We start from the raw sequence: 15,458 nt of genomic DNA, 5'->3' as shown, positions 1-15,458 counted from the left end.
AACCGGGTTTTTTTACCGAAAGACGCGTTACAGCCGGCAAAAACCGCAAAAAACCCGGTTTCTGTGGCTTTGATGCGTCCACTCAACTTTTCTCCTGCTTCTCATCGGATGGTGGGGACTGTTTTTGCATTTGTTTTTGACGTTCTCTGACAGCTTGTTCCAAAATGAATGCTGACAAGCCACTGATTGAACGGCGTTCCTCATTTGCCCACTCTTGAAGTAGGTCATAAATTCCTTCTGCTATGGAGGTTGATATGCGTTTAGCCATTAGAGGGTAATTGTTTCTTATTTAAGCCGATCGTCATTGTCGAGTATTTTAGACAATTTTGTCGAATATGCAGCAAAGTGTTGCAATATGCTGCATTATGCGCTATATTTTTAGAGAGTCAAAAGCCAGCGCTGAACTTTTGCAGGGCCCGCGCTGGCTAATGGTTCCCCAAATACAAGGAGACAATCCACATAAAAGGAGACTATTACTATGGTAAAGCCTGTGAGCGACGGCAGCGAATATAACCGCGGCTATCAACAAGCTTTGAATGATTTTGGCATTACGCAACTGCTGTCGGGTATCCGCAGCTACTCTGATGAGGATTTTGAGGCCGATCGCGCGCGCATGACTGGGCCAGAGATCGAAAGCTTTGCGGTGTTTCTGATTCTGCGCGTCGGCGCGAATCTCAAAGGAAGTACGATCGCCCGCTACCTCAATACTCTCAGAAAAGCAAATTCTCCGACGATCGCCGATCGCCCCGCGATCGAACTCAACCCAAATTCGATCTTGAAAACATCTGAAAAGTCAAAGCAGGGCGATCGCACTTCTTGGGCGATCGTCCGCATTTTACCGAATGCTGAGCACTATACAATTGCGCGTTTTGTCAATCGCCAAGATGCGGACGATCGGCGGAGGGCTTTGTGTCGGTTTATTCCAGGGGGTGTGTTTGAAGTTGTGTGCGATCGGGCTTAATCAATAAACACAAATCCCGTAGGGTGTACTAAATCCAGATCCCCCTAAATCCCCCTTAAGAAGGGGGACTTTGTATCTCTCACTTGTTGTTGAGTTTTGATCCCCCTAAATCCCCCTTAAGAAGGGGGACTTTGAATGCTCTTGTCCCCCCCTTCTTAAGGGGGGTTAGGGGGGATCTCGACTATTTTGGCATCCAATCAACCAGCCCCAAATTTATTTAGAAGGTTTAGAAGCTTCGGGACTTACAATTAACAATTGATCGCCGGATTGACTTTGTTGAATGGCAATCACTGGCGGGCGAGCTTTAGGGTTTGTTTGCTGTTCTTTTGTTAAAGCCGGAAACAGATAAATCCAGTTTCCTCTTTCCAAAAGCAACCGCCAAACTCTCGGTTCTTTGGGGTTAGAAGTATCCGTATCTGCCTTGCCTAGCCAGTCGTCAAATAAACCTTTATCGCCAATGAATTTATACTTTTCTAGAGTAAGTTGGTCATCAAAGACATTATTGAGCTTTCTGCCTAAAGCAATATTATCTTCCTTGGCGACTAAAGTAACTACAGGTAAAGTCGAAGTTTCGCCCGCGTCGCGTCGGGCATCAGCAATACCTTGGTGGTAAGCTGACCAGAATAAAACTAGCAATACCCAACCGACAATAATAATTTCGTCAACGAGCGATCGCAATAATTTGATCGAGTTAAATCTATTGATATTAAATCGCTGCCAAGATTTCAGGAAGCGATGAAGCAACCCTAATCTTCTTCTGCGAGCCGAGAAACGCCAACGTCTAGCTCTGCGATTAATTTTAACAGCAACTGTCTTGTTTATACTATTAACCAGCCACAAAGAGAGGTAAATCGCCAGGGCTGTCAGCAGAAGTGCGATCGCACTTCTGAGTATTGTCCAGCCATCACCTAAAAACACCTGAAGCGGTACTAGGAAAAACGATTCTACTGGTAAATCGAGGGTAATTACATTTAGCTGAAAGCAGTAAAAATAAGACCAGCGATAAATCCAGCCGGTGAAAAACAAAGCGGCACCAAGCAAGCCAACAACACTGGCAAAGTTGCCTAAAATATTCGATTCTGGAGTAGGTTGGGGAGAAGCGGTCACGGAATCACCTTCAAGGGATGTGGAGTACAATTTTAGGACAGTAGCACGGGTAACGCTTATCCTTGAAGGGGGTCTAGGGGACGATGAAACGCAAAACACTTTCATTTCTAGTTGTAGCACTTTTTACAGTAACAGCGGGTATGGCTGCACAAGTTAATGCGGCAAGTCAGGAAGTCCAGAAACAGAATTTGCCATCGGTACAAGCAGAGGCTAACGGTAGTCAGCCGATACCAGTAGCGTTGCCGACGGATGCAAAAATTTCTATGAAAAAGGGCACACCACAAAGCGGTAGAGTTGTAGAGATTGACGAGAAAACGCAAAAAATATCGATTCAGCGAGGACGGGACAAGGTATCAATCCCCTTGAGTCAAATTGATAAAATTGTGTTTTCCAAAACTGCGGTGGTTTATTACAGTAATGGGGGGCCAATTGTTCGGGGCGATGGCACTCCAGCGAAAGGCCGTCCTGAGACTTGGCGCGGTATTCCCATGAACGCTTTTCGCTTGCTAGATCCGAATCAAGGTCAAGCGGAGGTGAAGCTAGAGTCTGTTCTTTCTCTTGACAAGTTGGACAGTCTCAGGTCAGTTATGGTTGGAGATGGGAAAAATAAACGGCAATTTGTCGTGGATGAAATGCAATTTGATGTGCAGAAAAAGACGATGACAATTGCAGCGACTCCCTCTTGAGTCCGTCGGGAGGTCAGAAACCGGGTTTTTTTAGGAAAATATTTCGTGCAGCGCGCAGATTCGGTAAAAAACCCGGTTTCGAGGAGTCGGAGTGCGTAATTCCTGTCTATTTCACTTCAAATCTTGCATCCTTCTCGATCTTGCAGTCCTCGACCGAGAACTTAAGCTTTGAGGCAGGGGTTTTAACCCTTGGCGGACTGTTGCAACAAATGTAAAATATTAGTGGCACTAAAATTAAAATCCCAACTCTCTTTACTAAAACCGATGGAAACCATCAATCTTAAAGAAGAAGTCCGCAGCTTAATCGATCAATTACCTGAAAACTTTACTTGGTCTGACCTGATATCTGCAATTTATCTCAGAAAAAGGATGCCATCTCAATCAAGTCAAGTTAAAGGTATCACAGAAACAGTTGAAGCAGAAACTTTGCAGGAAGTTGAAGAATCTTCGCCTACACCTAGCCGATTTGGGAGCGATCGAGGATTAATTACAACTTCTGATGACTTTGACGAACCGCTGGAGTTATTGCCATCACCGTTAGTCAATAGCTTGCTGGAAAAAGCTAAAGAATTGACTAAAGTATCTGCTGAATTAACTGAAATTATTGCTAAAATTGAGAAAGAACGCCAGATTGAGCAACCTCAAAATTTTTGGGAAGCAATCCAAAAGTTTCGTCAAGAAAACAATCTAGAAGAAGCAGGAATAGAGGCAGAAGTTTTTGAGGGACTCAGAGATTCATCACCAGGGCGCGAGGTTATTTTGTGAGTTTGCGATTTTTATTAGATACTAACGTACTTTCGGAACCAACTCGACCAATTCCGAATGCAAATGTAGTCAAAATGTTAGAGCGATACAAAGAAGAAGTTGCGACGGCAACAGTTGTATTTCACGAACTTTTATTTGGGTGTAAGCGACTTCCTGAATCAAGGAAACGTCGAATTCTAGAAAGTTATCTCTATGAGACAGTTCGAGTTCAAATTCCTCTGCTGCCTTATGATACTAATGCTGCCATCTGGCACGCGACAGAAAGAGCGCGTCTCTCCAGTATTGGAAAAACTCCATCATTTGCAGACGGTCAAATTGCGGCGATCGCTAAAGTTAACGAATTGATACTTGTGACGAACAATGTATCAGACTTTGCAGATTTTTTAGATTTACCAATAGAAAATTGGTATGTCTGAATATCGCTTGCTCATCGCACAAGCAATGGTAGAAGGGATACCTATATTAAGTAAACATTCTGCGTTTGATACCTATTTTATTAATCGAATTGGGTGACTTATAAAAAAGATGAAACGAATTATTAGCAGTGTTTTGGCTTTGGGTGTGTGTCTGACTCCTCTGACTGTGCCGGTGATGGTTCAACCTAGTTGGGGGCAAAGTCAAGATTCCCAGGTTCAAGAATTACAGAGACTTATACAGCAGGTGCAAGAAGTACAGAAACTTATACAGCAAGCAAAGCAACAGCGACAGCAAGGACAACCGCGACAGGCAATAGAAACATTGCAGCAGGTTCTAGCCATTGCAAGACAATTTAAAATGAGAAAAATTGAAGCCTTAGCACTCACTTCTATTGGTTTTAACTACCACATAATCGGACAACCACAAGAGGCATTGAAATACTATAACCAAGCTTTGCCAATTAGGCGGGAAGTGGGCGATCGCGCTGGGGAAGCTACTACATTAAATAATCTTGGTGGAGTTTACGATAGTATCGGACAACCACAAGAGGCTTTAAAATACTATAACCAAGCTTTACTCATTAGGGGAGAAGTAAAAGATCGCGCCGGGGAAGCTTCTACATTGAATAATATCGGTGCAGTGTACAACAGCATTTCCCAATCGCAAGAAGCATTGAAATACTTTAATCAAGCTTTACCAATTATGCGAGAAGTAAAAGATCGCGCGGGGGAATCTGCTACATTGAATAATATCGGTGCAGTGTATAACAGCATCGGAAAACGGCAAGAAGCATTGAAATACTATAACCAAGCTTTAGTAATTATGCGGGAAGCAAAAGATCGCGCCGGGGAATCCGCTACTTTGAATAATATTGGTTTAATTTCCCAACCGCAAGAAGCATTGAAATACTTTAATCAAGCTTTACTAATTATGCGGGAAGTAAAAGATCGCGCCAGGGAAGCTACTACTTTGAATAATATTGGTCAAGTGTACGACAGCATCGGACAGCCACAAGAAGCATTGAAATACTTTAATCAAGCCTTGCCAATTCAGCGGGAAATAAGTTATCGCGCGGGGGAAGCTGCTACTTTGAATAACATTGGTGCAGTGTTCAACAGCATTTCCCAACCGCAAGCAGCCTTGAAATTCTATAACAAAGCTTTACCAATTATGCAGAAAGTAGGCGATCGTGCTGGGGAAGCTATTACTTTGAACAATATTGGTGGAGTGTACAGCAGCATCTCTCAACCGCAAGAAGCTTTGAAATACTATAACCAAGCTTTACCAATTATGCGGGAAGTAAAAGATAGTGCTGGGGAATCTGCTGCTTTGATTAATATAGGTGCAGTTTACGATAGCATCTCTCAACCGCAAGAAGCTTTGAAATACTATAACGAAGCTTTACCAATTATACGAGCCGTGAGCAATCGCGCCGGGGAAGCTACTACTTTGAGTAATATTGGTGGAGTGTACCGAGATACGAAGCAACCGACTCAAGCGATCGACAATTGGGAGAAATCCGTCCAAATTACCTTAGAAATGCGGAGTGGTTTACAGCGAGAAAATAGGCAAAATTTTCTAGAAGCTGAAAGCGGGCCAGCGATCGCCCTCACCTCCCTCCTCATCGATCAAAACCAAGCCGATCGCGCTTTTCAATGGGTCAACATCGCCACCACAGCAGATCTCGCCGACTACACCCGCTTAATTGACGCCAAAGTTGCCAACCCCCAAGCACAAAAAGCCATTGACGAGTGGAATCAAAAAAATCAACAACTGCAATTCCTCCGCGGCCAACTCAAAGACAAATTCTCAGAAAATCTCTCCCGACAAATGCGGGAATTAGAAGCAGAAGTCAACCGCCAAGCAGAAGAAATCTCCCGCAGTTTCCCAGAAGTCGCCGAACTATTTGAAACCAAACTCAAAGACATCGCCCAACTAAAAGCAAGTATCTCACCCGGAACAGTTGTCATTCAACCAGTTTTGCTCACAAATATCGGGAATGTCCCCAATACGATCGCCCTATTTGTCTTGACAAAAGACAGTTTAAGTGTAAAAAAAATTACTATTAATCCCGCAGAATTTGACAAACTCCTCACTCAATACCGCGAACAACTGCAAAATACTGGCGACACTAACTTCACCGTAACTGGCAGCAAACTCTACGAAATCCTGATTCGTCCCGTAGAAGACCAAATTAAGGCATTCTCACCCAAACAATTGAGCATCATCGCTACGGGAAAACTGCGATACATCCCCTTTGAAACGCTCTATGACGAACAAACCGATGAATTCCTCATCCAGAAATATCCCGTCAACTATCTCACCCGCATTTCTACCAGGTCAATTCCCGATTCGACATTACAAGGCGGCATCTTAGCATTAGGAAATCCCGTCACCCGAAATCCGCAAAATCTACCCGGTTCCGAAGCAGAAGTTAGAAATATCGCTCAATTATTACCGGGAAGTTCCACCTATATCGGCAATACCGCCACCCTCGACCAATTCAAACTTCAAGCACCCCGCTTTCCCTTTTTGCACCTAGCAACTCACGGCTGTTTCCAACAGGGAGGCTGTCAAAAATTGGGCATGGAGGAAAATACACTGCTATTTGCTGACAGCCAATTCAATATTCGCGATGCCGCCTTATTAGGATTGCAAAACACCAGACTCCTCACCTTAAGCGCGTGTCAAACTGCTATGCAAGCGAATTCTAACGGTGAAGAAATATCGGGAGTTGCATATATATTTGAGCGTGCGGGCGCACAAGCGGTGATGGCGAGTTTGTGGAGTGTTGATGATTCCGCTACTAAAGATTTGATGGTTGAATTTTATCAAAATATCAATAAGGGAATGAGTAAAAATGAAGCTTTGCGACAAGCTAAGTTGAGTCAAATTGCTCGGCATCCGTTTTATTGGTCGCCGTTTATTTTAATTGGCGATGCGCGGTAGTTACTAACAGGCGGAACAGTTAACCCGATCGCATTTCCAGATGTAGCTATATCCGTAAATGCGATCGTCAGCAATTAGGAGTCGCAAGTGTTCACAAAATTCAACCTAATTACCTTTCTGGCTCTGCTGCGGAATCAATTTCCCAGGAAACACCACTTTTCGTAGTTCTTCTGCTCCTAAAACGATCGGTGGACACACCAGCAATAGCAGCCATTGCCAGGGTGCTAAAGGTGCTGTCGAAAAGATGCGGCTCAAAAATTCGTTATTGATCACGATCACCACTAAAATCCATTCAAAGGCAATTCCGAGCCAGATTTGTGGATTAGAAAAGAATCCCAGCCGCAAAATTGATCCGCGTTCCGATCGGCAAGCAAAGACATTGCCCGTTTGACAAGCCACAACCGATGCCAGAGTCATGGTGATGGCTTGAGTATAGATAGCGATCGTAGCGGCATCTGCTGAATGAGACAGAATGCTTGGCGTTGCTGCTTGTAATTCTGCCAAGTCATAACCGTAACTCCACCACACCACAAAAAATGCTGCCATCGCTAGGGCCGCTTCCAGCAATCCCAAGAAGCCATAGGCGCGCAACAGCAGAGACCGATCGAGAAGCGGTTGCGATTTTTTCCGGGGGGGCTGCTGCATGGTTCCGGCTTCTGCCCGTTCTGCACCCAATGCCAATGCAGGCACTATATCAGTTCCTAAATCAATAGCAAGAATCTGCATGATCACCAGTGCAGGAGGAATCTTCAACGCCACCATGAACAGAAATGGTACTAATTCCGGCAGGTTTGATGCCAGGATGTAGGTCATAAATTTGCGGATGTTTTGATGCACGGCTCGCCCCTCCTCGATCGCGACAACGATCGTCGCAAAGTTGTCATCGGTGAGGACAATATCGGCGGCTTCTCGTGCCACATCGGTGCCATTCATCCCCATAGCTATGCCAATATGGGCAGCCCTTAATGCTGGTGCATCATTGACTCCATCCCCCGTCACAGCAACTACATCGCCGATCGTTTTATACGCTTCCACCAGTCGCAGCTTATGCTCAGGAGACATCCGAGCAAACACTAGCCCCGATCGATATTTCAGCATTTGTTGCAATTGAGCATCCGACAGATGCCCCATGCCTTCACCCGTTACCACCCGTACAGAATCCGTAACTAATCCAATTTTGCGGGCGATCGCCTCAGCAGTCAGTCCATAGTCACCCGTCACCATCGTCACCTTAATTCCTGCCTGATGGCACTGAGCAAGAGCCTCTCTTACCTCTGGACGGGGCGGGTCAAACATCGCCACCAGACCAATAAAAATCAAGTTTTGCTCTAAGTCTTGCGATCGCAAATCCAACATTTCACTCCCCCCACGGCGCGCCGCCACCCCCAAAACCCGAAAGCCTTGCTGGGCTAACTCATCGTTAGCCGCAACTATTTCATTCGAGTCGGATTGAGTGAGTTCTGAGAGAGTTTCATTCCGCAAGATAGATGTGCAGTGTCGCAACACTTCCAGCGGTGCCCCCTTGGTAAAAGCCAGGTTCGGCAAATCGCTATTCCATAGCGCGGACGATCGCCAGTCCAACACCACCGTCATCATCCGGCGACGAGAATCAAAAGGCACCTCCCGCAAGCGGGGAAGCTGTTTTTGCAGGGTTTCCAGATTCAATCCGGCTTTGGCAGCAGCCACCAGCAGAGCCGCTTCTGTTGGATCGCCAATTTCTTGCCAACGGCTAGGCGCTGTCAGGTGAATCAGCCGTGCATTCGAGCAAAGTGCCGCCCCCGTAAGCAGCAAATTGACTTTCCAGGATTCTTCAAAATTCGCGGGAATCTGAACCTCACCAGCCGTAGGATCGTATCCAGCGCCAGTCACTTCAATCAGAGTCGCCGTCATTGATGGATGGGATTTCTGCTTGCCGTTAAGAGGTGGTGAGACAGCCGACTCTTGGCTGGCAGGATTTGGGCTGTTCTCCGAAGATTCCCAGGGAAGCCAGAGATAATGCACCGTCATTTCGTTTTTAGTCAACGTTCCGGTTTTGTCGGTGCAGATCACCGTTGTAGCGCTCAGGGTTTCCACAGCCGAAAGACGACGCACCAAAGCATTACGGCGCACCATTCGCCGCACCCCGATCGCCAATGACAAAGTAACCGTCGGCAGTAAGCCCTCTGGCACCAGCGCCACAATGATCCCGATCCCAAAAATAAAGCTCTCTTTGAGCTCCATGCCCACCAGCAGGTATGTCAGCAGAAATACCAGAACTCCCATACCAAGGGCGATCGCAGTGATGATCCGCACAATTTCAGCAACCTGCACTTCCAACGTGCTCGGTTCCCGTTTCACAACGGCAGTGAGATGGGCTACGTGACCAAACTCGGTTTGTGCTCCCGTGGCATACACCACAGCAACGCCCCTTCCTGACGAAACCGTCGAGCCTGCGAGCACCAAATTTGGGATTTCCGCCAGATTGACCTTTTCTTGTAAGGGATGTTCGCCCGCTGGTATCGTTTTGCCACCCCGGATTGATGCAGCTTCGCGCACCCGCACCGGATGAGCGTTACGGGCAACAGGAAGCGATTCGCCAGTCATTACAGAAATATCCAGATACAGGCTTTGATCTGTGACTAACCGAGCATCCGCAGAGACGCGATCGCCCTCTTCCAATTGCATCACATCTCCACGCACCAGTTCCTTTGCCGGAATCTGCTTTAGTTCCCCATTCCGATACACTTTCACCTGCATCGGTAAGACGTTCTTTAAGGCCGCTAATGCTTGCTCTGCTTGAAACTCTTGCCAAAAACTGAATACAGCATTAATCCCGATCACCGCCCAGATTGCCCAACCTAATTGAGGGGTTCCCGAAATGAATGCCAAAATCCCTGCCACCCATAGCAACAGGGCCATAAAGTGCCTTAACTGATCGGTAAATCTCAGCCACAGAGGGCGATGTGCGGGTTCGGGCAACTCATTCGTGCCAAATTTTACGAGTCGATCGAAAGCTTGCTCATCAGATAACCCCTTGTCGCTGATTTCAAAGGATTGATATACATCTTCTGGTGATAGGGTCCAAATTGGTTGATGCGATACTGCCATACATCCCCACCCTAGAAATAGTTAATGCAATCATTCTTGGCATATTTTCCGACGAATTTACGTAAACTTAATTTTTCTTACAATATCCAGGGGAGAGAGCTGCCACTGTGCAGATAATTTCTCGGCTTTTAATACTAATAATATTGCATCCTGTAGCAGGGTAAGAACACATCAATTAGGGTTTACATAAGGAATACAAGGAATCTAATGTAGAGTCTTTAAAACAATAACTGAGAACTTGAGTCATATAATCGTTGTCCATAGATGTCCGTTTCATTTTTTGTATAATACTGCGTTTATGAGTCTGTTTACGAGTGATAGCATTGAGTACAATACGTTGTAGAATAGCAAAATTGCGCGGAATCGGGAAAGAGCTAATCCGGCAAGCATCTGAGGCAAAAGTACAATTAAAACTCCAATGAGCTTCGTTTTCAATACCCCTCGCGCCGCCAATTATAGCTAAGATTGCAATTACTAAGATGTCGGTGAGTTGATGTTTCTTAGTTCGCTCTACTCTTGGGTTTTTGACTCCTCCAAAGTGCTTGACTAAACTTTATTGAATAACTCCAATTTCTACCACAGCTTTGGGATTTTTCGCAGGGCCATTTTTATTCGCCCAACAGATTTAATTTTCAAGCCCTGAGACATAATGCTGTTTCCTGGAGAGGTTTTAAAAAATAGGTCTCTCGGCACAATACTAGGTTCTTGTCTGGCAAGTACAATTGTTACCAAATTTGATGAGCTGACCCTGCATCCAGTAGCTTCAACAAATCTTAACTTCTCACCCTATACTCTATACCTTGATATAGGGTATAGTATTAGTATAATAGGTTGCAATGGAGATAATACCAATGTTCCAATTGGGCGAAGTCTCTCGTCGTTTAGGACTCAATCCACAAACTCTATCCTATATTTTTATAAGCGTATTGGACTGAGCCCATCTCCCCAGCGGACTGAAGCGGGCGATCGCCTCTTTAGTCGGCAGGATATGGAACGACTTGCCTTTATTTCTAGTGCCAAGTCTTTAGGGCTAAGTCTTGAGGAAATTAAGGAAGTTCTAGCGTTGGAAGATGGGCAATTACTCACCTGTCAAGCCGTCGATGACAGACTAAACAAGAAAGCTCAGGCAATTGAGGACAACATTCCACAATAGCGATCGCTGCATGATGAGCTAGTGCCTTTGGTCGAGCAATATCAAATCAAATTAGAACATCCCGATCCAGCTTATCAATGCCTCGTTCTTGAACCATAACCAGAAGCAGCGCGCGCTAAAAGAGCATCTTGACTGTAAAATTTAGCTCTACCTGAGCCTATAACTGAACAGAATTACATAAGTAAAAAAGGAGCCATGCTATGAATGCGATGGAGATGGAAATATTAGGAGCGGGTTGTAAAAAATGTCAGCAGTTGGAAGCTAATGCCAAGGAGGCGATCGCCGCTTTGAATTTAGAAGCTGAAATCCTGCACATCACCGACCCGATCGAAATTGCTAAACGCGGTGTGATGTCTACTCCAGCATTGACCATCAACGGCAAAGTCGTCAGCAAAGGAAAAGTGATCGCGAGCGCAGAAATTCAGAGACTCTTACAACTCTAATAATTGGAGAAAAACCATGTTCGATCCGTTTTATCCGTTCGACTGGTTAGCTACTCAGATTGTGACTCGCCTCTTGGGTTTATCTATACAATCTCACCTCGGAGCCAGTTTACATTTTTTCCTTTACGATGTACCTAAAGTTTTAACATTGCTGATTGTAATCAGTTTTATTGTTGGTACATTTCAAAGCTTTTTAGAACCCGAAAAAGTCCGGCATTGGTTAGAAGGCAAGCGCACCTTCGGCGGGAATATCCTGGCGGCTATGGTGGGCATAATTACACCGTTTTGCTCCTGTTCGGCGGTTCCTCTTTTTATCGGATTTTTGGAAGCAGGTGTTCCTTTAGGAGTCACATTTTCCTATCTGATCTCAGCACCAATGGTCAATGAGGTGGCGGTGGTGTTGATCTGGGGATTATTTGGGTTGAAGGTTACACTTCTTTATATCGGCTTCGGCGTTGGATTGGCGATCGTGGCTGGATATATCATCGGATTACTAAAATTAGAAAAATGGGTAGAACCCTTTGTTTGGGAAATCCAAAAATCCAGATTACTAGAGGATCAAACAGATGAATTTGAATCTAATCAGCTCACTTGGAAGCAGCGATTTGAACAGGGATGGTTTCAATCTAGTCAAATTGTGAAATCCGTTTGGCTTTATGTGGTCTTAGGAATTGCGATCGGTGCAGGAATTCATGGTTATGTTCCGACTACTTTAGTCACCCAGATAGCAGGACCTGACAACCCCTTAGCCGTTCCTATTGCTGTTATTTTAGGTGTGCCACTCTATGCGAATATTGCAGGTGTGATGCCGATTACTGAAGCATTGGTTAACAAAGGAATGCCCCTCGGAACTGTGTTAGCTTTCACAATGGCTGTTACCGCTCTTTCATTACCTGAGATGATCATTCTGAAAAAAGTTCTTCGCCCTCAACTTTTAGCTGTTTTCATCAGCCTAATGACTCTTGGCATAATCAGTATCGGCTATTTATTCAATGCTCTTCTTGCTTAGCTGCAACCTACTACAGCATATTCCATGTAGATGTATATCGCGAGAAACCGGGTTTCGAGCAACAGAATTATTAATGATGCGAGAACTGTAAAGAGACCCGGTTTCTGGGGTATACCTCATAAACTTGAAATACTCTGTATCTTAGTTGAGTGCCGCATAGCCTTCTGGGTTCATATGCAGACAATCTCGACTGTATTTCGGGTCAAAAATCCCCTGGGAATTCGCCAATACGGGGCTGCGATCAAAAACAATTACTCCATCGCCTCCTTAATTCCTCTAAACTCTCCCCCACAAAGCCAAGCCGCCGCCCCTTCCCCTAGCGGCAATTATCCCATCTTCTACCAGAAAATATGCAAAAAATGCCTGCTTCCCCACACTCAAACTAAAAAATTCCGCCTCCCGCGCTTCTCCACCGCGAATAAATCCTTGATACACAGTTTTACCCAACAATTTCACCGTAATTCTGGTAAAATCAAAAGCTAAAATATTTTTATTAACCAAAAACTTAGTCGGCCCCGAAAGAGTTAGTACGATCGCCCCAACTTGCACCGAATTTTCCACCCTGCCGATTTCGCTATTCTCTTCCCCTTCAGCAACAGGTTCGGCCGAATAAGCAATTTGAATTCTCGCCACCCACTCAGGGATGTAACGTCCCGCACCCAACACAATCCCCGCTTTTTGTCGAGTCTTTTTGGTGCCGGTGATAAAGCAGAGTTGCCAGTTGCCGATTAATTGCTCGAAAGAATAGCGAATTTTATTTTTTTTCGCGTTTTTCTCAGATTCTATGAGGGCAGCGACTACAGCATCGGGAGATGGTTTTGTATTCGATTTAGCGGCTTGTTCTAGAATAGATAGATTTTCCATTTAATAATATACAGATTTGTATTTTAAGGGTGGTAGCTGAGTCGAACTCCCCCTAAATTCCCCAAAAAATCGGGGATTAGGGGTTGACTTTTACTGCTTCTTCGCCCTTATTAAGGGGGGCTTTGACTGCTTCTTGTCCCACGCCCTACTCCCCTTGTTAAGGAGGGCTAGGGACGATCGCATCTGTTAAATGCCTAAGTCCTAAAGCTGCAAGACATTGATAATATTAGCTGAAGTAGCGGAGAAAAACATGGTTGCGATCGCCCCCACAGACACAGAAATCATCATCATCGGCAGCGGAGTAGGCGGCTTGACTTGCGCTGCAATGCTCGCCCGCTATGGCTTTGAGGTTGTGGTTTGCGAAAGCCATTCGATCGCCGGCGGGGCCGCACACGGTTTTGAACGCGGCGGATTTAGCTTCGACTCCGGGCCCTCCCTGTACTCAGGATTATCCTACAGCCCGTCTGCCAATCCGCTGCGGCAAGTGTTGGATGCGATCGGCGAAAAACTCCCCTGCATCACCTACGATACCTGGGGTTGCTGTTTGCCAGAAGGCGATTTCGACACATCCGTTGGTGCGAGTCAATTTGGCGAAGTGCTCGCACGACTGCGCGGCGCGGAAGCAGTCGCCGAATGGCAGCAACTCCAGCGCATCATGGAACCCTACGCCAAAGCTGCCATAGCCTTGCCATCCCTGGCTTTGCGCTTCGATTTAGGCGCTGTTTTTACCCTCGGCCAATTTGCGCCGGCTTTCCTGCAAAGTGCTGGCGAGGCGATCGCACTTGCAGGCCCTTTCAGCAAAATTATGGACAAAAATGTCAAAGATCCGTTTGTCCGAAATTGGCTGAATTTGTTGTGTTTCCTGCTGTCTGGACTTCCCGCCGACGGAACGATCGCAGCCGAAGTCGCTTTCATGTTCGCCGACTGGTATCGCCCCAATGCAGTTTTGGACTATCCGATCGGCGGTAGTGCAGCTTTGGTAAATGCCCTGGTACGCGGTTTAGAGCGCCACGGAGGGCAGTTGCTGCTAAATTCCCACGTTGCAGAAGTTTTGGTGGAAAACAACCGGGCTGCGGGCGTGCGGCTGCGATCGGGTAAAATTATTCGATCGCACAAAGCCGTCGTCTCCAACGCATCCGTTTGGGATACCCTGAAACTGTTGCCTGAAACCTCAGTCCCGCAAAGGTTTCGGCAACAGAGGCAGACCACGCCCGAGTGCGACAGCTTCATGCACCTGCATCTGGGAATTGATGCTGCCGGAGTGCGATCGGACTTGGCTTGTCACTACATCTTCGTCAAAGACTGGGAAAAGGGCGTTTCCGCCCCTCAGAACGTCGTTCTCGTCTCGATTCCCTCCCTCCTCGACCCCGACCTCGCGCCTCCGGGAAAGCACGTCATTCACGCATATACCCCCGGAAACGAGCCTTACGATTTGTGGCAAAAGCTCGATCGCACCAGCGAAGAGTACAAGCTGCAAAAACAAGCGCGCGCCGAGGTAATGTGGGAAGCCTTAGAGAGAATTATCCCCAATATTCGATCGCGCTGCGAAGTCACCTTAGTTGGGACACCCCTCACCCACGAACGGTTTTTGCGCCGCCATCGCGGTTCCTACGGGCCCGGAATTCGGGCGGGTAGCGGCTTGTTTCCCGGGCCGAGAACGCCTTTAGCGGGGCTGTTTTGCTGCGGAGATTCGACGTTTCCGGGAATAGGTTTGCCCGCTGTTGCTGCTAGCGGTGCGATCGCCGCCAATACGATCGCACCTTTGTACAAACATTTGGAATTGATTCGGGAAGTTATTAATTAGTTGTTATATAGCCTTTCTCAATAACATGAGGTGCTCTCGCGGGCATTGGGCATTGGGCATTGGGCATTGGGCATTGGGCATTGGGCATTGGGCATTGGGCATTGGGCATTGGGCATTGGGCATTGGGCATTGGGCATTGGGCATTGGGCATTGGGCATTGGGCATTGGGCATTGGGCATTGGGCATTGGGCATTGGGCATTGGGCATTGGGCA

Annotated in this window: 14 protein-coding genes and 1 pseudogene; 10 read left to right on the top strand and 5 right to left on the bottom strand. The window is 46.4% G+C overall.

Annotated elements, in window-relative coordinates:
• Positions 1-82: 82 nt before the first annotated feature.
• Positions 83-268: a ribbon-helix-helix domain-containing protein gene (locus tag QUB04_RS29370; protein ID WP_172188865.1), complete on the bottom strand. Its 186-nt coding sequence runs from the start codon at positions 266-268 to the stop codon at positions 83-85.
• A gap of 210 nt (positions 269-478) precedes the next feature.
• On the opposite strand from QUB04_RS29370, the gene QUB04_RS29365 reads away from it, so the two are divergent.
• On the top strand, positions 479-961 hold the full coding sequence (locus QUB04_RS29365; protein WP_333289969.1) for a hypothetical protein: 483 nt from the start codon (positions 479-481) through the stop codon (positions 959-961).
• A gap of 213 nt (positions 962-1,174) precedes the next feature.
• Here QUB04_RS29365 and QUB04_RS29360 read toward each other — a convergent pair whose 3' ends face one another.
• Positions 1,175-2,068, bottom strand: coding sequence for a hypothetical protein (locus QUB04_RS29360; protein WP_333289967.1), 894 nt, complete (start codon positions 2,066-2,068; stop codon positions 1,175-1,177).
• Positions 2,069-2,151: 83 nt separating this feature from the next.
• Between QUB04_RS29360 and QUB04_RS29355 the strand changes: the two genes are divergently transcribed.
• The 4 genes from QUB04_RS29355 to QUB04_RS29340 all read left to right on the top strand — a co-directional run bounded on the left by QUB04_RS29355 (position 2,152) and on the right by QUB04_RS29340 (position 6,885).
• A complete protein-coding gene (locus QUB04_RS29355) occupies positions 2,152-2,754 on the top strand; it encodes a hypothetical protein (protein ID WP_333289965.1) in 603 nt (200 codons plus the stop codon).
• Positions 2,755-2,976: 222 nt separating this feature from the next.
• Positions 2,977-3,519, top strand: a complete 543-nt coding sequence (locus tag QUB04_RS29350; RefSeq protein WP_333289963.1) for a hypothetical protein — start codon at positions 2,977-2,979, stop codon at positions 3,517-3,519.
• Entirely contained in the window at positions 3,516-3,935 is a 420-nt protein-coding gene (locus QUB04_RS29345; protein ID WP_333289961.1) for a type II toxin-antitoxin system VapC family toxin, read from the top strand. The genes QUB04_RS29350 and QUB04_RS29345 overlap by 4 nt, the downstream gene beginning before the upstream one ends.
• Before the next feature lie 109 nt (positions 3,936-4,044).
• Entirely contained in the window at positions 4,045-6,885 is a 2,841-nt protein-coding gene (locus tag QUB04_RS29340) for a CHAT domain-containing tetratricopeptide repeat protein (RefSeq protein WP_333289959.1), read from the top strand.
• 105 nt (positions 6,886-6,990) lie between these two features.
• On the opposite strand, the gene QUB04_RS29335 is transcribed toward QUB04_RS29340, so the two are convergent.
• Positions 6,991-9,972 carry a cation-transporting P-type ATPase gene (locus QUB04_RS29335; RefSeq protein WP_333289957.1) on the bottom strand — a complete coding sequence of 994 codons (2,982 nt, stop codon included), beginning with the start codon at positions 9,970-9,972 and terminating at the stop codon, positions 6,991-6,993.
• A gap of 427 nt (positions 9,973-10,399) precedes the next feature.
• Positions 10,400-10,504: pseudogene (locus tag QUB04_RS32675) on the bottom strand (transposase family protein); the annotation flags it as partial.
• 117 nt (positions 10,505-10,621) lie between these two features.
• On the opposite strand from QUB04_RS32675, the gene QUB04_RS29330 reads away from it, so the two are divergent.
• The 3 genes from QUB04_RS29330 (at position 10,622) to QUB04_RS29320 (ending at position 12,577) form a co-directional block, all read left to right on the top strand.
• Positions 10,622-11,125: a MerR family DNA-binding protein gene (locus QUB04_RS29330; protein ID WP_333289955.1), complete on the top strand. Its 504-nt coding sequence runs from the start codon at positions 10,622-10,624 to the stop codon at positions 11,123-11,125.
• A 200-nt stretch (positions 11,126-11,325) separates the two neighbouring features.
• The gene (locus QUB04_RS29325; RefSeq protein ID WP_333289953.1) at positions 11,326-11,568 is read left to right on the top strand and encodes a thioredoxin family protein; all 243 of its coding nucleotides are present in this window, start codon (positions 11,326-11,328) and stop codon (positions 11,566-11,568) included.
• A 16-nt stretch (positions 11,569-11,584) separates the two neighbouring features.
• Positions 11,585-12,577: a permease gene (locus QUB04_RS29320; protein ID WP_333289951.1), complete on the top strand. Its 993-nt coding sequence runs from the start codon at positions 11,585-11,587 to the stop codon at positions 12,575-12,577.
• Between the two features lie 276 nt (positions 12,578-12,853).
• On the opposite strand, the gene QUB04_RS29315 is transcribed toward QUB04_RS29320, so the two are convergent.
• A complete protein-coding gene (locus QUB04_RS29315) occupies positions 12,854-13,441 on the bottom strand; it encodes a hypothetical protein (RefSeq protein WP_333289950.1) in 588 nt (195 codons plus the stop codon).
• A gap of 250 nt (positions 13,442-13,691) precedes the next feature.
• On the opposite strand from QUB04_RS29315, the gene QUB04_RS29310 reads away from it, so the two are divergent.
• Both QUB04_RS29310 and QUB04_RS29305 read left to right on the top strand, forming a co-directional pair.
• Entirely contained in the window at positions 13,692-15,245 is a 1,554-nt protein-coding gene (locus QUB04_RS29310; protein ID WP_333289987.1) for an NAD(P)/FAD-dependent oxidoreductase, read from the top strand.
• A gap of 30 nt (positions 15,246-15,275) precedes the next feature.
• Positions 15,276-15,458 (top strand): hypothetical protein (locus QUB04_RS29305; protein WP_333289948.1); only part of this gene is annotated, 183 nt, incomplete at its 3' end.

The organism is Microcoleus sp. D2_18a_B4 (assembly GCF_036702475.1).
Classification (GTDB): Bacteria; Cyanobacteriota; Cyanobacteriia; order Cyanobacteriales; family Microcoleaceae; genus Microcoleus.
This window is presented reverse-complemented; position numbering and strand designations above follow the sequence as displayed.